General features: G+C 70.3%; 17 protein-coding genes and 3 pseudogenes. 14 read left to right on the top strand and 6 right to left on the bottom strand.

Annotation, left to right across the window (positions count from 1 at the left end; translation table 11 throughout):
- Positions 1-128 precede the first annotated feature (128 nt).
- The 5 genes from ACFYMM_RS09670 to ACFYMM_RS09650 all read left to right on the top strand — a co-directional run bounded on the left by ACFYMM_RS09670 (position 129) and on the right by ACFYMM_RS09650 (position 3,706).
- Positions 129-680 carry an RNA polymerase sigma factor gene (locus ACFYMM_RS09670; RefSeq protein WP_388385261.1) on the top strand — a complete coding sequence of 184 codons (552 nt, stop codon included), beginning with the start codon at positions 129-131 and terminating at the stop codon, positions 678-680.
- A complete protein-coding gene (locus ACFYMM_RS09665; RefSeq protein WP_388385260.1) occupies positions 671-1,312 on the top strand; it encodes a hypothetical protein in 642 nt (213 codons plus the stop codon). Before ACFYMM_RS09670 ends, ACFYMM_RS09665 begins: the two co-directional genes overlap by 10 nt.
- Positions 1,312-1,689 carry a hypothetical protein gene (locus ACFYMM_RS09660; protein ID WP_388385259.1) on the top strand — a complete coding sequence of 126 codons (378 nt, stop codon included), beginning with the start codon at positions 1,312-1,314 and terminating at the stop codon, positions 1,687-1,689. Before ACFYMM_RS09665 ends, ACFYMM_RS09660 begins: the two co-directional genes overlap by 1 nt.
- A 245-nt stretch (positions 1,690-1,934) precedes the next feature.
- Positions 1,935-2,525 carry a DUF5994 family protein gene (locus tag ACFYMM_RS09655; RefSeq protein ID WP_388385258.1) on the top strand — a complete coding sequence of 197 codons (591 nt, stop codon included), beginning with the start codon at positions 1,935-1,937 and terminating at the stop codon, positions 2,523-2,525.
- A gap of 749 nt (positions 2,526-3,274) precedes the next feature.
- A complete protein-coding gene (locus ACFYMM_RS09650; RefSeq protein ID WP_388385257.1) occupies positions 3,275-3,706 on the top strand; it encodes a hypothetical protein in 432 nt (143 codons plus the stop codon).
- Positions 3,707-3,815: 109 nt separating this feature from the next.
- Here ACFYMM_RS09650 and ACFYMM_RS09645 read toward each other — a convergent pair whose 3' ends face one another.
- The 6 genes and pseudogenes from ACFYMM_RS09645 to ACFYMM_RS09620 form a co-directional block, all read right to left on the bottom strand.
- Complete coding sequence (locus ACFYMM_RS09645) at positions 3,816-4,334, bottom strand: hypothetical protein (protein ID WP_388385256.1); 519 nt, start codon at positions 4,332-4,334, stop codon at positions 3,816-3,818.
- Between the two features lie 102 nt (positions 4,335-4,436).
- Positions 4,437-6,395 carry an amino acid transporter gene (locus tag ACFYMM_RS09640; protein ID WP_388385255.1) on the bottom strand — a complete coding sequence of 653 codons (1,959 nt, stop codon included), beginning with the start codon at positions 6,393-6,395 and terminating at the stop codon, positions 4,437-4,439.
- A 220-nt stretch (positions 6,396-6,615) separates the two neighbouring features.
- Complete coding sequence (locus ACFYMM_RS09635) at positions 6,616-6,999, bottom strand: hypothetical protein (RefSeq protein ID WP_388385254.1); 384 nt, start codon at positions 6,997-6,999, stop codon at positions 6,616-6,618.
- Positions 7,000-7,021: 22 nt separating this feature from the next.
- Positions 7,022-7,801: a GNAT family N-acetyltransferase gene (locus ACFYMM_RS09630; RefSeq protein ID WP_388385253.1), complete on the bottom strand. Its 780-nt coding sequence runs from the start codon at positions 7,799-7,801 to the stop codon at positions 7,022-7,024.
- An 84-nt stretch (positions 7,802-7,885) separates the two neighbouring features.
- Complete coding sequence (locus ACFYMM_RS09625) at positions 7,886-7,963, bottom strand: 50S ribosomal protein bL37 (RefSeq protein ID WP_373310759.1); 78 nt, start codon at positions 7,961-7,963, stop codon at positions 7,886-7,888.
- A 31-nt stretch (positions 7,964-7,994) separates the two neighbouring features.
- A pseudogene (locus ACFYMM_RS09620) lies at positions 7,995-8,174 on the bottom strand (short-chain dehydrogenase); the annotation flags it as partial.
- Positions 8,175-8,404: 230 nt separating this feature from the next.
- On the opposite strand from ACFYMM_RS09620, the gene ACFYMM_RS09615 reads away from it, so the two are divergent.
- The 9 genes and pseudogenes from ACFYMM_RS09615 to ACFYMM_RS09575 all read left to right on the top strand — a co-directional run bounded on the left by ACFYMM_RS09615 (position 8,405) and on the right by ACFYMM_RS09575 (position 19,860).
- A complete protein-coding gene (locus ACFYMM_RS09615) occupies positions 8,405-10,900 on the top strand; it encodes an ATP-binding protein (protein ID WP_388385252.1) in 2,496 nt (831 codons plus the stop codon).
- Positions 10,900-11,703 (top strand): DUF4118 domain-containing protein, encoded by an 804-nt coding sequence (locus ACFYMM_RS09610; protein WP_388385251.1) that lies wholly within the window; start codon positions 10,900-10,902, stop codon positions 11,701-11,703. Before ACFYMM_RS09615 ends, ACFYMM_RS09610 begins: the two co-directional genes overlap by 1 nt.
- Positions 11,704-11,882: 179 nt before the next feature.
- A pseudogene (locus ACFYMM_RS09605) lies at positions 11,883-12,221 on the top strand (NAD-binding protein); the annotation flags it as partial.
- Positions 12,222-13,107: 886 nt separating this feature from the next.
- Positions 13,108-14,175 (top strand): annotated as a pseudogene (locus tag ACFYMM_RS09600) (amino acid permease); the annotation flags it as partial.
- A gap of 257 nt (positions 14,176-14,432) precedes the next feature.
- Complete coding sequence (gene kdpF / locus ACFYMM_RS09595; protein ID WP_037770757.1) at positions 14,433-14,522, top strand: K(+)-transporting ATPase subunit F; 90 nt, start codon at positions 14,433-14,435, stop codon at positions 14,520-14,522.
- Between the two features lie 8 nt (positions 14,523-14,530).
- Positions 14,531-16,195 carry a potassium-transporting ATPase subunit KdpA gene (gene kdpA / locus ACFYMM_RS09590; RefSeq protein WP_388385250.1) on the top strand — a complete coding sequence of 555 codons (1,665 nt, stop codon included), beginning with the start codon at positions 14,531-14,533 and terminating at the stop codon, positions 16,193-16,195.
- Positions 16,192-18,330, top strand: a complete 2,139-nt coding sequence (gene kdpB, locus ACFYMM_RS09585) for a potassium-transporting ATPase subunit KdpB (RefSeq protein ID WP_388385249.1) — start codon at positions 16,192-16,194, stop codon at positions 18,328-18,330. The genes kdpA and kdpB overlap by 4 nt, the downstream gene beginning before the upstream one ends.
- 5 nt (positions 18,331-18,335) lie before the next feature.
- Positions 18,336-19,043 carry a potassium-transporting ATPase subunit C gene (locus ACFYMM_RS09580; protein WP_388385248.1) on the top strand — a complete coding sequence of 236 codons (708 nt, stop codon included), beginning with the start codon at positions 18,336-18,338 and terminating at the stop codon, positions 19,041-19,043.
- Between the two features lie 133 nt (positions 19,044-19,176).
- The gene (locus ACFYMM_RS09575; protein ID WP_388385247.1) at positions 19,177-19,860 is read left to right on the top strand and encodes a response regulator; all 684 of its coding nucleotides are present in this window, start codon (positions 19,177-19,179) and stop codon (positions 19,858-19,860) included.

Below are 19,860 nucleotides of genomic sequence, written 5' to 3'. Positions count from 1 at the left end.
GCGCCGCAATCCTCACGCGCATGACATGTGATGTGAGTCACATGCGTTCTCTGGGTACACGGGCGGTCCAAGCCTCGTGCGGGGGCGTCATGAGCGAACACGCTGTTTCTCCATCGCCGGCACGTGACATGCCGGCTCGCGACCTGCCGGACGCGCTGCTGGCCGTACAGGCGGCCGAGGGGGACGAGGACTCCTTCGCCGTCCTCGTCCGGCGGCACGGCTCGTCCCTCCTCACCCTGGCCCGCTGCATGCTCGTCAATCCGCAGGATGCCGAGGAGGCCGTTCAGGACGCCTTCGTCAGCGCCTGGCGGCGACTGCCGGAATACCGCCACAGCGCGGAGTTCGGCACCTGGATGTACCGGATCACCGTCAACCGATGCCTGACCCTGCGCCGGCGCCGACCGCCGCCCCTGTCGCTGGACGCCGTCGTCGAGCCCGCGGCGGGAGACGCCTGGAGCCAGCCCGCCCGGTGCGCCGAACAGGACGCGGCCACTGCCGCCCTGTCCCGTGCGCTCCGCGATCTGGACGCCGGGCAGCGGCTCTGCTGGGTCCTGCGGGAGGTGCAGGGCCTGTCGTACAAGGAGATCGCCCACGTGACGCGGGCCACTGAGCCGACCGTGCGCGGCAGGCTGTTCAGGGCACGCCGATCCCTGCAGGAGGCGATGGGCCCATGGCGCTAGACGACCCGCACCCGCGGCCCCCAGGCCCGCCCGAAGCCGACGGGCCCCCGTTCGAGGGCGATGAGGTACTCCCTTGCGGCCGCCTGCTCAGCCGGGTCTGGGAACAGGAGTATGACGCGCTGCCGGCCACGGACCCGCACACCGTCTCCTGTCCATACTGCCGCGAGGCCGTCGAGGCACTGGCCACGGTGGACGCGGCCACCCGCGCGCTGCGCGCCGAGCACGCACCCCGCCTGCACGCCCTCACCGACCACGTCATGAACATCGTCCGGGCGGAGGTACGGCTCGGGCGGCTACTGCCTCTGGCAGACCCGGACCGGGACCTGCGGATCGCCGAGAGCGCCGCGGCGAAGGTCCTGCGGCGGGCCGTGGACACGGTCCCCGGTGCCAGGGCGGCGGGCTGCCGTCTCGCACCCGAGGGGGAGGGCACCGACGTACGGGTGACCATGACCCTGGCCGCCGCTCTCGACCGTCCGCTGCCCGACCGGGTCCACCAGGTACGCCGAGCGGTCCTCCACTCCGCCGGACAGGACCTGGGTCTCGCCGTGTCGGCCGTCGACATCACCGTGGTCGACGTACTGGAGCCGTGGCCGCCCCGCGGCCCCGGTCTCGCGACCGGCGGGGGCACGTGATGACCGCCACCGGCACCACCGCGCTCCTCGGCGTCGCGGCCGAGGCGGCCCTCGCGGTCCCTGGCGTGGCCGCACTGCAACCCCGCCTCGCCCACCGCCTCGCGGCAGCCGCCGCGCCTGCTCGGGCGAACACCGCGCCCCACCGCACGCCGCCCGAGGCCGGCGTTCGCGCCGACCGGGCGCCGGACGGTCCCGGATGGCACATCGAGGTGCGCTGCGTCCTGACCGGGGGACCGCGGGCGCTGGACATCGCCCGGAACGTCCACGACCGGGTGGCTGCCGCCGTCATCGCCCACCTCGCCACCCACGGCGTAGCGGAGCCGGTCACCGTCTCAGTCACGGTGACCGGTGTCGCCGCCCCACACGACGCGGCATGAGCAAAGGCGCGGGCACGGACCCCGCGAACCGTCGCTCCGCCGCCTCCTGCGCTGACTGCGGCGACGGGCGGCCGGCGCTTCGTGCTCCGTTCAGCCCATAGCCGCAACGGTCCGTCGGCCCCGGACGAGGAGTACCCTGGTGATTACCGAGAGCATTCCGTAACACCGGCTTCCACGCCGACGTCGTTCTCGGCGATTCACGACAACCGGGTCGGCCACGGTCGGCCCGGGGTTGGGTCCGTGCCATGACCGCGACTGTTCTGTTGACGCCCGCGGACGAGGACCGGACTCCTTGTTCGTCGCCCCTCCGACTCGTCCTGGCACCCCTCGGAACCGCTCCGGCACTGATCGACGGTGCCTGGTGGCCCCGCTCCCGCGACCTGACGGCGGAGCTTCCGGCACTCATCGCGGTCCTCGACCCACTGTGGGGCCGGATCACCCGGGTAACGGTGAATCCCACGTTCTGGCCCGTCATCCCGCGAAAGGTGCCCGTTCACGGGCACGTGGTGCACGTCGGCTGGTTCGAGGCCGAACAAGACCCGCACAAGCTGCTGCTGCTCTCCTACACCGTCGGCCGCTGGGACCTGCTGGTCATACCGCCGGACACAGAACCGGCCACCGCGGCCCGGCTCATGGCCACGGCCACCGACCCGTCGCGGACCCTCACGGCGACCGGCCTGATCCATGAGGGCGAGCGCCTCCGGACCGTGGCAGAGGAAGCGGCCGACCGGGACTCGCTCCGGGAGGCGGTCTGGGACTCCGAAGGCGGACATGCCGCACGTACCCCTGCCGCAGAGGTCATCGAGCACGTGCCCACCCCGGTAGTAGGGATGTGACAGGCAGGGAGAACGTCACCACGGTGGGCAAGCTGCGGATGCGGCTGCTCATCCGATTGCCGGCGCATCCCCCGAGGTGACCAGCCGACCCTGCGCCTGGAACAAGGGTTTCCGAACCGGCCGTTCGCCTCTCCGCACGCCAGTACGGCCGTGCACCGGGCGCAGGATGAGCCGCCTGTCCGGTCCTTCGCACCCCAGGCCCGTCTTCTGAACCGAGGTGCAGAACGGCATTGCTGACCAGTCCGCTCAGCAGCAGGACCGCCGACTCCGCACTGTCCTCGGACACCGCCCATGCCCTCAGGACGGCCCGCGGCCGGCAGCAGGTGCCACGCACGTTCTCCGGGTGGCCGGCGAGCAGCATGCGAGCCTGCTGAGTCTTCCAGGGGCGGGGGCCGTCGGCGGGCTTCCTGCCCGGTGCGGCGTCGGCCGCGTCGACGGATGCCGGTCACGAGTGGGCGAGAAGCCGACTCCGCGTCAGCCCCGTCCGGTCCAGGTTGAGCGCCGGTTCGGGCGAAATCACCCAGCTGTGGTCCGGCCATGCCGGTGTGCCGAGATAGGTGGGACGGTCGAGCAATGCCGTCCCGGGCGGGGGTCCGACTCATGAGATCTATGACCGAAGCGTCCAGTCACGGGCTTGTCGACTGCCGTTGCGGGATGGTGCCTGCTGTCACCGAGCCACAGGGCGTGTCCCCATAGGGGCCTTGCCGAGTTTCGGGCACCGTCACGGTTCAGACCGCCCAAGCGGGCCGGTGCCATTCCACCCAGCACGTCACGCGCGGGAAAGGCGAACCACCGACCAGGCGTCCTACTTCCTGTCGAAGATCGACCTCCGGCGGGGCAAGGCGCCGACGACGGCGCCCTGGCCCAAGCGGCTGTTCATCGCCACCTCCTGCATCACGGCCGACGCCGCCGAGTACCTCGGCCTGCCCCGTGACCGCACGGTCATCATGGGCTCACACATCGAGGTACAGACGCCCCGGTCGTCCGGAGACGCACGCCTCCAACGCGGCCAGGGCGGCGGGGATGCGGGACGGCGCCCTGGCACGGTGGCCAGGGAGACGCCGGCGATGCCGCAGACGCCGCGCAGGGGGCGTGCGGAGAAGCACGGTGGTCCCCTCGACGGTGCGCGTCGACGGCTCGGACTCGACGCGGTGCGCGCATGTCACCCCTGGCATGCGTAAGCGCCTCGTGCTCGGGCTGACCGAGCAGGGGGAGGTGTCGCTCGACGCGCGGCGGAAGAAGCGTCCCCGATCGTCTGGCGTCGTCTTGGACCGACTCCTCCGTGCCTGGTCAGGAGAGACCTGATGCCCGGAGGACCGCCTGCAGTGACTCGTCGTCGATGCGGTGGCCCAGCCGGTCCAGGACACCCGCCCCCTGCCGCAGCGTCCCGCGCTCCAGTGAGCGGCGCACACCCGTGTCGAGCTCGTGCCAGAGCAAGGGGTTGTCCGCAAGGATCCGCGGATCGAGTTCCAGGCGGTGGCCGTGGATGTCCCGCAGGACCAGGTGGGAGGAAGGGCCGTCGTACTGCCGTACCGCCGTCAGCGCGTCCGTGCGGACGACGTGCCGGCGCCAGGTTGTGCGTACCGCGAGCCAGCCGGGGCCCGCGCTCACCCGGGGCGGCAGCAGGACGGCGCCCACCGCCGTGGACAGGCTGACCCACAGCAGGGCGCGCAGGGCCGTGAGGCTCCCCGCGTCCCAGTCGACCAGCAGGGCCATGGCGCAGAACAGCAGGGCACAGCTCACCGCGAGCCGGGCGCTGCCACGCCAGTGGCGGTCACCGGCCGGGTCCGTCGGGCCGCTCCGCTGCATGGAGCCGACGCTAGAAGGCCCTGCCGACTCCGGCGACCGACGCTGACGGGGCCCTGACGCCGAACGGTTGAATCTTGACGGGATCCTGACGCCGCCGTCTGCTCAGCCGGTGTGGACGCGGGGGCGCCGCTCCCGGTCCGGTTCCGCCTCGCGCAGGACCTCGCGGGTGACCGGGGCGACCTCGCCCTGGCCGAAGAGGAAGAAGCGCAGGAAGTTGGCGAAGGGGCCGCCCTCGGTCCATTCGAAGTAGATGTGCGGCGTGCAGCCGGTGCTGTCGCGGACATGGAGGACAAGCGCGGCCAGGGCGTTGGGGATGGAGGCGGACTCCAGGGTCAGCACGCGGTAGCGGTCGTGCAGGACCTCACCGCGCACCGTCAGGCTCGCCTCGAACTCGGAGGGGTCGGTGACCGTGACCTCGACGAAGACGAAGTCCTCCTGCTCGGGCATGTCGTTGTCGGCCCGGATCTGCTCGATCTTGTCGCGGTACTCGGCCTTGTCCCGCAGGCCCGGGTCGTTGGCGATGAAACGGATCCGGCGGTGGGCCATGTCCCGGACGAACCGTTCTGCCATGTCGTCCAGCTCGACATGGGTGACGCGCAGTTCGAAGGCGCGGGCCAGGCGGGACAGCAGCGAGACCAGGATGATGCCCGCGATGAAGCAGGCACCGATCTTCACGCCGTCGGGGCGCTCGATCACGTTCACGACGGTCGTGTAGAGGAACACCGCCGAGATCACGCCGAAGGCGATGGTCCAGCCGCGCTGTCCCGCCTTGCGCGCCGCTATGGTCACCGCGATCGCCGCGGAGCTGATCAGCACCAGCACACCGGTGGCGTAGGCGCCGCCCTGGGCGTCGACGCCGGCGTCGAAGATCCAGGTGACCAGGAAGGCGATGAGCGTGAAGACGATGACCATCGGGCGGACCGCGCGGGCCCAGTGCGGAGCCATGCCGTAGCGGGGCAGGTAGCGCGGCATCAGGTTCAGCAGGCCGGCCATGGCGGAGGCGCCGGCGAACCACAGGATGGCGATGGTCGAGATGTCGTAGACCGTGCCGAAGGCGCCGCCGAGGTACTCGTGGGCGAGGTAGGCGAGCGCGCGGCCGTTGGCCTGGCCGCCGGTCTTGAACTCGTTCTCCGGGATGAGCAGGGTGGTGATGAAGCTGGTGGTGATCAGGAAGCCGCTCATGATGACGGCGGCGCTGGTGAGCAGCTTCTTGGTGTCCCGGATCCGGCCGGTGGGCCGCTCCTCGGTGTCGCTGTCGTCGCCCTGGACGTGGGGCATGACGGCGACGCCGGTCTCGAAGCCGGACAGGCCGAGGGCGAGCTTGGGGAAGACGATCAGAGCCACGCCGACCATGGCGAAGATGTTGCCGTGCTGGGTCGTCAGGGCGCTACTCCAGTCGGTGATCACGTGCCCGGCGGTGACGATGTGCCACAGGCCGACGATCACGACGACGAGGTTCAGGGCGAGATACACACCGACCAAGGCGACGGCGACGCCGATCGCCTCCATGAAGCCCTTGAGGAAGACCGCGCCGAGCAGCGCCACCAGGAACAGCGTGATCACCATCTGGTGGCCGCGCAGGGTGCTCGTGAGGTGCGGGTTCTCCACCAGGTGGGTGGAGGCGTCGGCGGCGGAGAGGGTGATGGTGATGAGGAAGTCGGTGGCCGCGAAGCCCAGCAGGGTCAGGACGAACAGCTTGCCCTGCCAGAAGGAGAGCAGCCGCTCCAGCATGGAGATGGAGCCCTCGCCGTGCGGGCTTTCCTCGGCCACCCGCCGGTACACCGGGAGGGCGCCGGCGAGGGTGACTATGACGAGCACGATGGTCGCGATCGGGGAGAGCAGTCCGGCTGCCAGGGCGGCGATGCCGGGCTGGTAGCCGAGGGTCGAGAAGTAGTCGACGCCGGTCAGGCACATCACGCGCCACCAGCGCTGGCCCTTGTGAGCGGGCTCCGGCGCGGCATGCGGTCCGGTGTGACCGCCGTGCTTGCCCATGTCGGACAAGCCTTCCAGCATCCACGTCCGCAATCGGCTCGGCGGCGGTTGTTCGGTGGTGGTGGCCATCGAGGTGCTCTCCTGATGTGCGGCTCAGCGTGGGTGTTCCGGCCATCACGCGGACGGAGGCACCAGCGTAAGCAGCAGGAGACGCATGGGCCCGTGAGCGATTTCACCGCGTGCGTCAAGCTTCCGTTAAGACCGGCCGGGTGAACGTCGGCGGCACATCAGGATCAAGAAGTGACCATTGCCCGGGCGCGGATCGGGCTGTATAGGAGTAACGCGCCGGTCAGGACAGGGGTTGGGGGCGGAGGGCCAGCGTCATGTCGTACGGCGTCTCCTTGCCGCCGCGCAGCCAGGTGATGCGGACCCGCAGGCTGCTCGCCTCCGGATGCAGGGCCGGATGCCCGCTGAGGCTGCCGTCGGTGCAGGTGCCGTCCGGATGGGTGCCGTAGGCACCGCCGCGGTCGTCGTACTCGTTGCCGAGGTCGTCCACGGCCTCCAGCACCGGGAGTACGAGGGCGTCTCTGCCGGACTCGGGCAGCGGTGGCGTGATCCGGTAGTGGAGGGTGAAGGAGTCCTCGCCGCGCTTCAGCCGGGTGATCGTGAGTTCGTGGCTGCCTTTAGGGATCGGGAGGGTGAGGAGCGGGGGTTTCCTGGTCTTCTTGGGCACGGGCGTATCCCTCTTCAAGCTGCTAAGCGCTGAGCGAGCGATGGTGTGCCACCGGGCTTCCCACCGCGTAGTGGACGTGCTCGCGGACCAGACGGAAGCCGGCGTTCCAGGCCAGGAGACGGCTGGTGCGGTTGTGGAGCGAGCAGTTCCAGCTGGGGGTGTGGCCGCGGAAGGTGATGTCCGTGCACAGGGCGGTGACGCAGGCCAGCGTGAGGTGGTGGCGTCTGTGGTCGAGGGCGGTGCAGACGGCCACGTCCTCGTAGCCGGTGCCGCGGAAGTAGGTGCAGGCCACCGCCTGGATGCGGCCGGTGCGGCCCACAGCGGCCCAGGCGTGGCCGGAGGAGGCGAGGCCGCGCGGTCCGCCCCAGCTGGCCGAGAGCCAGGAGGCGTCCGGGCCGAATTCCTGCACCGCGTCGGTGTCCGCAGGTTCCAGGCGCCGTACCGTCACCCGGTGTGGGACGGTTGCGGGCTGGGGTGTGGCCTGGAGCGTCCAGATCATGCGCTCCCACGGGGTGAGCCGGTCGAAGGCGGTGCCCAGGGCGGGCAGGAACCGTGCCGGGGCTTCGACCCGGTTGCCGGCCGGCGGGGCGAGGACGTCCGGCGTCAACTCCTCCGGGCTGCCACGCAGTACGACGTGGCCGGCGCAGGAGACGGCCACAGTGTTCGGCTGGACGGGCCGGTCGGCCCACCAGCGTCCGATGCCGGTGGCCAGCACGTGTTCGCCGATGGTGGCGGGGCCGGGCGAGTGAGTGGGGAACCAGCGCGCGAGCGCCCGTGGGTCCGGCGGGGAGACCTCGACCATCGATACCTCGTGGTGTTGGTGAATGCGGACGGGGCGGGCGGACGGGGATCGTTGGCCCCTGTCGCCCGCCCCCTCCGGCGCTGGTCAGCTCTGGCCGGCCTTGCTGCCGTGGTTGGCCTTCTTCTTGCGGCGGTCCTTCTTCTTGCGGGCGCGTTTGGACATGTACGGCAACTCCCTCTGCTCGGAATGTTCTTCAGGCGGCGATACGGCCGACCAGCAGGTCCGCCAGCTTGTTGAGGCGCCTGACCGTGCGGTCCTCGGTCGCGGCCGGGGCCGGGTCGACGCGCTCGTCGCGGTCGTAGTAGGCGCCGTTGACGATCTCGACGGCCGGGTCGCAGAGCCGGACCACGTGCGCGGCGCCTTCGGCGGGGGTACCTGCGCCAGTGGGGCTGCGGCCACGGTTGGCCGAGTTCCGCTGAGCTGCCACGGCCAGCTGCCCTCACCCCGTCGGGCCAGGGCACGTCAAGGCGGTGTCAAGGTCCCCGGCACCGCCGCCAAGAATTCGCTAACACGCGCGCCGAACGCTCCGTGAAGCGGCTTTCTTGGAGGAGGAGCTTTCCCGAGCAGGGGAGTTGGATCAGTGAGCGGAGCGCGTCGACGGCGATGAGTGACGTACGGTCCGGACGGCTGAAGGTCTACCTCGGGGCAGCCCCGGGAGTCGGCAAGACGTACCGGATGCTCGACGAGGGGCGGCGCCGTGCCGCCCGCGGTGCGGACGTGGTGGTGGGCTTCGTGGAGTGCCACGGGCGCCCGCACACGCAGGCGATGGTCGACGGCCTGGAGGTTGTCCCCCGGGCCTGGTGCTCCTACCGCGGCGGTGACTTCGAGGAGATGGACCTGGCCGCGGTGCTGGCGCGCCGCCCGCAGGTGGCGATCGTCGACGAGATAGCCCACAGCAACGTTCCCGGCGAGGGCCGCAACGCCAAGCGCTGGCAGGACATCGAGACCCTGCTCGACGCCGGCATCGACGTGATCACCGCGGTGAACATCCAGCATCTGGAGTCCCTCAACGACGTGGTCGAGAAGATCACCGGGGTGCCGCAGCACGAGACCGTACCGGACGAGGTGGTACGGCGGGCCTGGCAGATCGAGCTGGTGGACATGCCTCCCGAGGGCCTGCGCCGCCGCATGGCACACGGCAACATCTACGCCCCCGAGAAGATCGACGCCGCCCTCGCCCACTACTTCCGGCCGGGCAACCTCACGGCCCTGCGGCAGCTGGCGCTGCTGTGGGTGGCCGACCGGGTCGACGAGGCACTCCAGGAGTACCGCTCGCAGCACGGCATCGGCGGGGTGTGGGAGACCCGGGAGCGGGTCGTCGTCGCCCTGACCGGTGGCCCGGAGGGGGACACCCTGGTCCGGCGAGCGGCCCGGATCGCGGACCGGTCGGCGGGCGGAGACCTGCTGGCGGTGCATGTGGCCCGCAGCGACGGTCTGGCCGGTGGGGTTTCGGCGGCCTCGCTGGCCCGGCAGCGCCGGCTCGTTGAGGACCTGGGCGGCAGCTACCACTCGGTGGTCGGCGACGACGTGGCCACCAGCCTGGTGGAGTTCGCCCGCGCCGAGAACGCCACCCAGCTGGTGCTCGGCACCAGCCGCCGCGGTCGGCTGGCCCGTTTCCTCACCGGGCCCGGCACCGGGGAGACCGTGACCGAGCTGTCCGGTGACATCGACGTGCACCGGGTCACCCACGAACGGGCCGGGCGCGGCACCCTGCTCCCGTCCCGGCGCCGCACGCTGTCGACGGCCCGGCTGATCGCGGGGCCGGTGGCCGGACTGGTGCTGCCGGTCCTCCTGACCGCCGTCCTCGCCCAGCTGCGGGGCACGCTGAACCTGACCAGCGAGGCCCTGCTGTTCCTGCTCGCCGTGGTGGGCGTGGCCTGCATAGGCGGGGTCGCCTCCGCGGTGATCGCGTCGGTGACGGCGTCCCTGCTGCTCAACTACTGGTTCATCCCGCCCATCGGCTCCTTCACCCTGGACGACCCGAACGCATTGCTGGCCCTGACGGTGTTCGCGGTCGTGGCGGCCACCGTCGCCGCGGTCGTCGACCGCTCCCTGCGCCTGGCTCGCCGCTCCGCCCGGGCGACTGCCGAGGCCGAGACCATGTCGTCCCTGGCCGGAAGCATCGTCCGCGGCGAGGCGACCATCCCCGCCCTGCTGGAGCGGACCCGCGAGACCTTCGGCATGGAATCGGCGGATCTGCTGGACGAGCCGCCCGATACGGCCGGGGCGACGGCCGTTCCCGCGGGCCCCGGCGCCTACCTCGTGCTGCGCGGCCGTACTCTCTCCTCCTCCGAGCGGCGGGTGCTGGCCGCGTTCGCCGCGCACGTCGGCTCAGCGGTGGAGCGGGCCCTGCTCGCTGAGGCGGCGGCCGAGGTGGAGCCGGTCAAGGCCGCCGACCGGCTGCGTACGGCGCTGCTTCGGGCCGTCGGCCACGACCTGCGCACCCCGCTCGCGGCCGGCTGGGCCGCGGTCACCTCCCTGCGCAGCCGGGACGTCGAGTTCTCCCCGGAGGACCGCGAGGAACTTCTGGCCACCGCCGACGAGTCCATGGCCAAGCTCAACCGGCTGGTGGAGAACCTTCTCGACCTCAGTCGCCTGGAGGCCGGCGCTCTTACGCTGAACCTGCGAGAGACCTCCTTGGAGGAGGTGCTGCCGATGGCGCTGGCGGACGTGTCGGAGGTCGAGGTGGCGAACGTGGAGGACATCCCGGCGGTGCTGGCCGACCCGCCGCTGTTGGAGCGGGTGATCGCCAACCTGGTCGGCAACGCCGCGCGCCACAGCCCGCCCGGGAAGAGGGTGCTGGTCACCGCCAGTGCCCTGGCGGGCCGGGTGGAGTTGCGAGTGGTGGACCGGGGGCCGGGGCTTCCCCCCGACGGCCGGGAACGGCTCTTCGAACCGTTCCAGCGACTCGGCGACACCGACAACACCACAGGTCTCGGCCTCGGCTTGGCCCTCGCCCGCGGCCTGACCGAGGCCATGAACGGCACCCTCAGCCCCGAGGACACCCCCGGAGGCGGACTGACCATGGTCGTCTCACTGCCGTTCGCGGCAAGGACGGTGGGTGCCGAACCGACCGAGCAGAGCGTAGGAGGTGCGTGATGAGCACTGTGCCCGGCACCTGGAAACTGCACCGCACGCGAGGAAGCCGGGCTGCGCGGCCCTTGCCGCTGCGGGACCGGCTCGCCCTGACGGCGGGCCTGGCCGTCCCGTTCCTCGTGGCCCTGGCCCTCGTCCCGCTCCGTACGAACCTCACGCACACGAACGCCGCCCTCGTCCTCGTCGTCGTGGTCGTCGCCGTGGCCGCTCTGGGCAGCCGTACGGCGGGCGTGGTCGCGGCGCTGTCGGCGGCGGCCTGGTTCGACTTCTTCCTCACCCGGCCGTACGAGACCTTCGGCATCACCGCATCCGCCGACATCGAAACGGCAGTGCTGTTGCTGGTCGTCGGCGTGATCGTCGCCCAGCTCGCGGCCCGTGCCCGCCGGCTGGAGGTCATGACGGTGACCGACGCGGACCACCTGGCGCGGATCCACCGGACGGCCGACCTCGTGCAGTCCGCCAATTCGGCGGACATCGTGGTCGACCACGTCCGAGGCGAGCTGACCGGCCTGCTCGGCCTGCGAGCCTGCCGCTTCGAGTACGGCACGCTCCTGGGCCGCCCGCCGCGCCTGGAGAAGGACGGCAGCGTGACGGTGGGCCGCCGCACCTGGAACCCGGACACCGACGGGTGGCCGGAGGGCGAGATCGAGCTGCGCGCGTACGGCAACGGCCACTACCTCGGCCGCTTCATGATCACCCCCGGCCCCGGACCGGTGCCCCCGCTCCAGGCCCGGCTGGTCGCGGTGACCTTGGCCGACCAGACGGGTGCCGCGCTGGACACGGCTGGGCCGGTACGTGGGGGATGAGGCCGGACACCGCGGAAACAGCACGGAGGCGATGAAACCGGGCGCGCGGCGGATTCCCTGACGCGATCCTGACGCCGGACCGGCCGCCCGGCGGAACGGCGCCGGGTCTCCCGCCGTTCCTTTCCGGTGTGACGTCAACTCTCCATCTCCGCACGGAACTTGGCCAGCGCTCCCAGCATATGGTGATCTTCGGTGACGACGGACTCGCGCACCGGCTCGCGCTCGAACTGGACGCGGTGTGCGGCGAGGTCGTCACCGTGGTGGTGCCGTCCCGGGACGACGAGTACGGCGCCCAGATCTCCGCGCTGCACGAGGACCCGCGCTCGCCGGTCGAATTGCTCGTCTCCGCGCGCCCGGACGAGCGGACCCTGCGGGCCGCCGGGGTGGAGCGGGCCGCCGCGCTCGCCCTCACCTGCCGCGACGACCAGGTCAACATGACCGCCGCCCTGCTGGCCCGCACCCTGAACCCGTCCGTGCGGTTGGTGGTGCGGATGTTCCACCGTGAGCGAGGTCGGCACCTGGAGCGGTTGCTGGACCGGGCCGCCGGTCTGTCTCCTGAGGCGGCGCAGGACACCTCCACCACCGTGCTGTCGGACGCCGACACCGCCGTACCCGAACTCGTGGCGGCAGCCGCCGTCGGCCACGGCCACACCCTCCAGGTCGAGGACAAGGTCTTCCGCGGTGTCGTCCGCCCGGCCGGCACCCCGTCGCACACCACCGACCCGGCCACGCTCGCCGTACTGTCCGGCGCCCACCAGGACGACCCGGCGAGCCAGGACAGCCCGGAGACGCCCGGCGAGGAGGGCACCCAGCTGCTGCCGGACACCCGGACCGCGTATCACCGCCAGTTCACGCACGGCCGCTTGATGCTGGAGGAGGTCACCCATCATCACGGGCCCGAACCGGCCCGCCGCAGTCGGCGCGGTCGCACCGGGGCCTGGCTGCGGGCCCGGTTGGCGCACCTGCCGTGGAAGGTGTTCCTCTCCCGAGAGCTCACCGCTGTCTTCGGCGCGCTCGGGGCGATGGTGCTGGCCCTGGCCGCCGCCACGGCGCTGTTCGCGGACGAGCACCCGTGGTGGAAGAACCTGTACCTGCCGATGCTGGACATCTTCACGATGGGCGACCCGGCCACCAACGAGTCGGTCGCCCGCCGCATCCTCCAGCTCGTCGCAGGTTTCGTCGGCCTGGCCGTGCTGCCGCTCGTCGTGGCCGCCACGCTGAACGCCACCGAAGCCTTCCGCGCCGCCTCCGCGAGCCATCCGCCGGACGAGGACACCAGCGGCCACATCGTCCTCGTCGGCCTGGGGAAGATCGGCACCCGGGTGCTGGCCCGCTTGCGCACCACTGACCACCAGGTCGTGGTGATAGAACGCGACCCGCACGCGCGCGGTGTCGCGTTCGCGCGCGAACTCGGCCGTACTGGGCCTGATGCTGATCGGCCTGTCGGTGCTGATCGGCCGCTTCCACCTCCAGCCGGTCGAGGGTGTCACGGTCCTCGCCCAGCTCGCGGACGCCGCGCTCGGCCACAACTGGGCCTTCTACGTCATCCAGTTCGCGACGATGATCCTGCTGGCGCTGTCCGCGAACACCTCCTTCGGAGGGCTGCCCGTGCTGCTGAAGCTGCTCGCCCGCGACAACTACGCGCCGCATGTCTTCGCGCTGAAGGCCGACCGTCAGGTGCACCGGCACGGTGTCCTGGCGCTCGCCGTGGTCTCGGCCGCGTTGCTGGTCTTCTCCGGCGGTGACACCAACACCCTGGTGCCGATGTTCGCCATCGGTGTCTTCGTCGGCTTCACGATCGCCCAGGTGGGCATGGTCCGGCACTGGCGGCTCGAAAAGGGCGTCGGCTGGCGCGGGAAGGCGCTGCTCAACGGGTTCGGGGCCGTCCTCACCGGGGTCGCCGCGGTCGTGGTCACCGCGAGCAGGTTCACTGAGGGAGCGTGGCTGATCGTCGTCGCGCTGCCGCTGCTGGTGGTCGCGTTCGAGATCGTGCACCGCGCCTACGGCCGGATCGGCGAGCGGCTCGGGCTCGGCCGGATCCCGGAGGTGCCCCGCCGCGACCGTTCGCTGGTGGTCGTGCCGGTGTCCTCGCTGTCCCGGCTGACTTCGGAGGCGCTGACCGCGGCCGCCTCCCTCGGCGACGAGGTCCGCGCGGTGACCGTCTGCTATCCCGACCCGGAGGATCGGGCGCATCTGCACGCGCTTGAGCGTTCCGGGGCGGAGTGGGATCCGGGGGTGGAGCTGGTGCGCCTGTCCTGCGCCCGGCGCAGTCTGGGCCGTCCCATCGCCGCGTACGTCCGTGAGCTGGCCGCAGCCGAGCCCGGCACCCGCGTCACCGTGCTGATCCCGGAGACCGAGCCGGAGCGGCTGTGGCAGCGGCTGCTGCAGAACCAGCGGGGTGCGGTCGTCGCGCACGCCGTGCGGCGGGAGACGGACGCGGTGATCTGCCGACTTCGCTTCCGGCTGCCGTGAGCTGAGCCACCTACTGTCACCGACTCCTGCTTACCGGTACGAGCCAGGAGCCGTAAGAGTGCCGTCAAAGGTTCCGGGTCCGCCGTAAGAGGGTCGTCAACGGGCGACCAGAACCGGCCAGAGAGGCGCTTTCCTCTAATCGTCCGATTCAACCGAACCTCACTCCAGGAGTTCGCGATGGCCGATCTGGCCTTCGTCGTCACCGTGCTCGCGGGTTTCGCGCTGGTGGCCCTTGTCGCCAAGGGGGTGACGAAGCTGTGACCGTCGAAAACGTCGTCGGCCTGGTCGTGGCCGTCGCCCTGCTGGGCTATCTCGTCCTCGCCCTGATCTTCCCGGAGAGGTTCTGAGACACGACATGAGTCCCGTCCTCGCAGGCTTGCTCCAGCTGCTCGCCCTCATAGGGGCACTGGCGCTCGCCTACATCCCGCTTGGCAATTACATGGCCAAGGTCTACTCCTCGAAGAAGCACCTGCGGGTGGAGAAGTGGATCTACCGGGCCATCGGTGCCAACCCCGACGCCGAGATGACCTGGCCCGCGTACCTGCGCGGTGTGCTGGCCTTCTCCGCCGTCAGCGTCCTCTTCCTGTACCTGCTGCAGCGGCTGCAGGGCGTGCTGCCCGGGTCGATGGGCTTCTCGTCGGTCAATCCGGCGCAGTCGTTCAACACGGCCGTGTCGTTCGTGACGAACACGAACTGGCAGTCGTACTACGGCGAGCAGACCATGGGGCACGTCGTGCAGACCGCCGGTCTGGCCGTGCAGAACTTCGTGTCCGCCGCGGTGGGTATCGCCGTCGCGGTCGCTCTCGTCCGCGGTTTCGCGCGCTCGCGCACCGGTGAACTGGGCAACTTCTGGTCGGACTTGGTGCGCGGCACGCTGCGGATCCTGGTGCCGGGTGCCGCGATCGCGGCGATCGTGCTGGTGGCGTGCGGTGCGATCCAGAACTTCTCCAGCATCCACGAGGTCGGTCAGTTCATGGGCGGCTCGCAGCAGTGGAACGGCGGCGCGGTCGCCTCGCAGGAGGCCATCAAGGAGTTCGGCACGAACGGTGGCGGCTACTTCAACGCCAACTCTGCCCACCCCTTCGAGAACCCCACGCCGTTCACGAACCTGTTCGAGATCTTCCTGCTCCTGGTGATCCCGTTCTCGCTGACCCGCACCTTTGGCGTGATGGTCGGCAACGTGAAGCAGGGCTACGCGATCCTCGCCACGATGTTCACCATCTGGCTGGGCTTCACCGCGCTGATGATGTGGACCGAGTTCGCCCACCACGGCGCGGCGCTCCAGGCGGCGGGCGGTGCGATGGAGGGCAAGGAGGTCCGCTTCGGCGTCGGCGGTTCGTCGATCTTCGCGGTGGCGACCACGCTGACCTCGACCGGTGCGGTGGACTCCTTCCACTCCTCCTTCACCGGCCTCGGCGGCGGCGTCACCATGCTGAGCATGATGCTGGGCGAGATCGCGCCGGGCGGCACCGGCTCCGGCCTCTACGGTATCCTGATCATGGCGGTCATCGCGGTGTTCATCGCGGGTCTGATGGTCGGCCGTACGCCGGAGTACCTGGGCAAGAAGATCGGCGGCCGCGAGATGAAGCTCGCCGCCTGCTACATCCTCATCACCCCCGCCCTGGTCCTGGTCTTCACCGCGGCCTCCATGGCGCTGCCGACTCCGCCGCACTCGATGCTCAACTCCGGCGCGCACGGCTTCTCCGAGGTCCTCTACGCCTTCACCTCCGCGTCGAACAACAACGGCTCGGCCTTCGCCGGCCTGAACGCGAACACCGACTGGTACAACACCATGACGGGACTCGCGATGCTGCTCGGCCGCTTCCTGCCCATGATCTTCGTGCTCGCCCTGGCCGGCTCGCTCGCCGAGCAGACGCCGGTACCGGTCACGGCGGGCACCCTGCGCACCGAGAAGCCGCTGTTCACCGGCCTGCTGGTCGGCGCGATCCTGATCATCACCGGTCTGACCTACTTCCCGGCCCTGGCGCTGGGTCCGCTCGCCGAGGGGCTGGCGTCATGACCACTGGCATAGACAAGCAAGAGGACTCGATGTCCACAGCCACTCCCACCCGGGCACCGCACAGCGACGTCCCCACTGGGCACAAGCCCGACGAGGGCCGTGTCGGCGCGGGCCTCTTCGACCCCAAACAGCTTCTGAAGTCCCTGCCGGAGGCGTTCCGCAAGCTCGACCCGCGGGTGATGGTCAAGTCCCCCGTGATGTTCGTGGTGTGGATCGGATCCATCCTGACCACGGTCTTCTCGTTCCAGCACGCGAGTGACTGGTTCGGCTGGACCATCAGCGCGTGGCTGTGGCTGACCGTGATCTTCGCCAACCTGGCGGAGGCGGTCGCCGAGGGCCGGGGCAAGGCGCAGGCGGACACCCTGCGCAAGGCCAAGACCGACACCGTCGCGCGCCGGCTGCTCGCGGACGGAACCTCCGAGGAGGAGGTTCCCGGTACCGCGCTGACCATCGGTGACCTGGTGGTCTGCGAGGCCGGTGACATCATCCCCGGCGACGGTGACGTCGTCGAGGGTGTCGCCTCGGTGGACGAGTCGGCCATCACCGGCGAGTCGGCCCCGGTCATCCGCGAGTCCGGCGGTGACCGTTGCGCCGTGACGGGCGGTACGAAGGTGCTGTCCGACCGGATCGTCATCAAGATCACGACGAAGCCCGGTGAGACCTTCATCGACCGGATGATCAACCTGGTCGAGGGTGCCGCCCGGCAGAAGACGCCCAACGAGATCGCGCTGAACATCCTGCTGGCGTCGCTGACCATCGTCTTCCTGCTGGCGGTGGCCACCCTGCCGCCGTTCGCCACGTTCGCGGGCACGCACCTGACCATGGTCGTGCTGGTGGCTCTGCTGGTCTGCCTGATCCCGACCACCATCGGCGCCCTGCTCTCCGCGATCGGCATCGCGGGCATGGACCGTCTCGTCCAGCGCAACGTGCTGGCGATGTCGGGGCGTGCGGTCGAGGCCGCCGGTGACGTCTCCACGCTGCTGCTGGACAAGACCGGCACGATCACCCTCGGCAACCGTCAGGCTGCCGAGTTCGTGCCGGTGAAGGGCACCACCGAGGCCGAGGTCGCCGACGCGGCCCAGCTGTCCTCGCTGGCCGACGAGACCCCCGAGGGCCGCTCCATCGCCGTCCTGGCGAAGGAGAAGTACGGGCTGCGCGAGCGGCACCAGGGCGAGCTGGTGGGCGCTGAGTGGATCGAGTTCACCGCCCAGACCCGCATGTCGGGTGTGGACGTCGACGGCCGTAGAGTCCGCAAGGGCGCGACCGCCTCGGTCATCGCCTGGGTCGAGGAGCAGGGCGGGACGGTCGCCAAGGACGCGGACGCGATCGCGAACCGCATCTCCGAGGCGGGTGGCACCCCGCTGCTGGTCGCCGTGCACGACGACAAGGGCGCCCGCGTGCTCGGCGTCATCTACCTGAAGGACGTCGTCAAGGAGGGCATGCGGGAGCGGTTCGAGGAGCTGCGCCGCATGGGCATCAAGACGGTCATGATCACGGGTGACAACCCGCTGACCGCGAAGGCGATCGCCGAGGAGGCGGGCGTCGACGACTTCCTCGCGGAGGCGACTCCCGAGGACAAGATGGCCCTCATCAAGCGGGAGCAGGCGGGCGGCAAGCTGGTCGCGATGACCGGTGACGGCACGAACGACGCGCCCGCGCTGGCGCAGGCGGACGTCGGCGTGGCGATGAACACCGGTACGTCGGCCGCCAAGGAGGCCGGCAACATGGTCGACCTCGACTCCAACCCGACCAAGCTCATCGAGATCGTGGAGATCGGCAAGCAACTCCTGATCACCCGGGGCGCGTTGACCACGTTCTCCATCGCCAACGACGTCGCGAAGTACTTCGCGATCATCCCGGCGCTGTTCGCCGCGGTCTACCCGGGCCTGGACAAGCTCAACATCATGCACCTGTCCTCGCCCAACTCCGCGATCCTGTCCGCGGTCGTCTTCAACGCGCTGATCATCATCGCCCTGGTGCCGCTCTCCCTGAAGGGCGTGCGGTACCGGCCCATGAGCGCCGACAAGATGCTCCGCCGCAACCTCGGGATCTACGGCATCGGCGGACTGATCGCGCCGTTCATCGGCATCAAGATCATCGACCTGCTCATCTCCCTCATCCCCGGAATCGGCTGATCGCCATGAACAACTCGGTTACCAACAGCGCCCGGTTGCTCGTGGCGGGCCTGCGTGCCCTCCTCGTGCTGACCCTGGTGACGGGCGTCATCTACCCGCTGGTCGTCACCGGCATCGCCCAGGCCCTGTTCAACAACAAGGCGAACGGCTCGGAGATCAAGGCGGACGGCAAGGTCGTCGGCTCGTCCCTGATCGGGCAGTCGTACAACCTGCCGCTGAAGAAGGGGCAGCAGACCCCGGACCCGGACCTGAAGTGGTTTCAGGGCCGGCCGGCCAACGGCCTCGGCGCCAACAGCGTCAACACGCAGTACAAGCTGATCCTGTCCGGCGCCACCAACCTGTCCGCGGACAGCGGTGCGGTGAACGGCAAGTGCCCGGACCAGCCGGCGGACAAGACGCTCTGCGCCCAGGTGCTCGCCGCCAAGGACGCGGTCGTCAAGGACAACTCGGTCCCCGGCTACACGGTCAAGCCGTCCGACGTCCCCGCCGACGCCGTCACCTCGTCCGGCTCCGGCCTGGACCCGGCGATCTCCCCGGAGTACGCCGAACTCCAGGTCCACCGGGTTGCGGTGAAGAACGGGCTGTCCGTCGACCAGGTCGAGAAGCTGGTCAAGGACCACACCCAGGGGCGCACCCTCGGTTTCATCGGCGAGCCGCAGGTGAACGTCCTGGAACTCAACATCGCGCTCAAGGACCTCGCAGCGAAGAAGTGAAGGCCTTACGCGATCCATACGGGAGTCGGCGGTCCGGGAGGCATCCCGGACCGCCGGCTCCCGCAGCCGTGAAGTCGGCCGCCCCGCTTCCCGCGCCCACCGGCCCGACGCATGACAGGAGAGGCACACACCCATGACCAGGGTGCTCGTGGTGGAGGACGACCCGCAGCTCGTACGGGCCCTCGTCATCAACTTGCAGGCACGCCACTACGGCGTGGACGCCGCCCCGGACGGTGCCACGGCCCTCCGGCTCGCCGCGGCCCGCCGGCCCGATGTCGTCCTGCTCGACCTGGGCCTGCCCGACATGGACGGCGTCGACATCATCAAGGCACTGCGTGGCTGGACCCGCGTGCCGATCATGGTTCTGTCCGCCCGCCAGGCGTCCGACGAGAAGGTCGCCGCGCTCGACGCCGGCGCCGACGACTACGTCACCAAGCCGTTCAGCATGGACGAGCTGCTGGCTCGGCTGCGGGCCGCCGTACGCCGTACCGAGGACACCCCGCTCGTCCCCGAGACGACTCTGGTCGAGACGGAGCACTTCACCATCGACCTGCTCGCCAAGAAGGTCCTCCGGGACGGGAAGGACGTCCGGCTGACGCCGACCGAATGGCATCTGCTGGAGATCCTGGTGACCAACCCCGGTCGGCTCATCACGCAGAAGCAGTTGTTGCAGGAGGTCTGGGGTGTCTCGCAGAGCAACAAGACCAACTACCTGCGCGTCTACATGGCCCAGCTCCGCCGCAAACTGGAGACGGACCCCTCCCACCCCCGCTATCTGATCACTGAGCCCGGCATGGGCTATCGCTTCGAAGGATGA

Source organism: Streptomyces sp. NPDC006739, assembly GCF_042869815.1.
Taxonomy (GTDB): Bacteria; Actinomycetota; Actinomycetes; order Streptomycetales; family Streptomycetaceae; genus Streptomyces.
The sequence above is the reverse complement of the archived record's forward strand: the minus strand, read 5'-3'. Positions and strand labels throughout refer to the sequence as shown.

What these genes read in the sequence shown, in the direction of transcription:
- ACFYMM_RS09660 (WP_388385259.1), top strand. Translation starts at nt 1,312, where the DNA reads ATGACCGCCACCGGCACCACCGCGCTCCTCGGCGTCGCGGCCGAGGCG.
- ACFYMM_RS09665 (WP_388385260.1), top strand. Translation starts at nt 671, where the DNA reads ATGGCGCTAGACGACCCGCACCCGCGGCCCCCAGGCCCGCCCGAAGCC.
- ACFYMM_RS09615 (WP_388385252.1), top strand. Translation starts at nt 8,405, where the DNA reads ATGAGTGACGTACGGTCCGGACGGCTGAAGGTCTACCTCGGGGCAGCC.
- ACFYMM_RS09670 (WP_388385261.1), top strand. Translation starts at nt 129, where the DNA reads ATGCCGGCTCGCGACCTGCCGGACGCGCTGCTGGCCGTACAGGCGGCC.
- kdpB (WP_388385249.1), top strand. Translation starts at nt 16,192, where the DNA reads ATGACCACTGGCATAGACAAGCAAGAGGACTCGATGTCCACAGCCACT.
- kdpA (WP_388385250.1), top strand. Translation starts at nt 14,531, where the DNA reads ATGAGTCCCGTCCTCGCAGGCTTGCTCCAGCTGCTCGCCCTCATAGGG.
- ACFYMM_RS09580 (WP_388385248.1), top strand. Translation starts at nt 18,336, where the DNA reads ATGAACAACTCGGTTACCAACAGCGCCCGGTTGCTCGTGGCGGGCCTG.
- ACFYMM_RS09575 (WP_388385247.1), top strand. Translation starts at nt 19,177, where the DNA reads ATGACCAGGGTGCTCGTGGTGGAGGACGACCCGCAGCTCGTACGGGCC.
- ACFYMM_RS09645 (WP_388385256.1), bottom strand. Translation starts at nt 4,334, where the DNA reads ATGCAGCGGAGCGGCCCGACGGACCCGGCCGGTGACCGCCACTGGCGT.
- ACFYMM_RS09630 (WP_388385253.1), bottom strand. Translation starts at nt 7,801, where the DNA reads ATGGTCGAGGTCTCCCCGCCGGACCCACGGGCGCTCGCGCGCTGGTTC.
- ACFYMM_RS09640 (WP_388385255.1), bottom strand. Translation starts at nt 6,395, where the DNA reads ATGGCCACCACCACCGAACAACCGCCGCCGAGCCGATTGCGGACGTGG.
- ACFYMM_RS09655 (WP_388385258.1), top strand. Translation starts at nt 1,935, where the DNA reads ATGACCGCGACTGTTCTGTTGACGCCCGCGGACGAGGACCGGACTCCT.
- ACFYMM_RS09625 (WP_373310759.1), bottom strand. Translation starts at nt 7,963, where the DNA reads ATGTCCAAACGCGCCCGCAAGAAGAAGGACCGCCGCAAGAAGAAGGCC.
- ACFYMM_RS09610 (WP_388385251.1), top strand. Translation starts at nt 10,900, where the DNA reads ATGAGCACTGTGCCCGGCACCTGGAAACTGCACCGCACGCGAGGAAGC.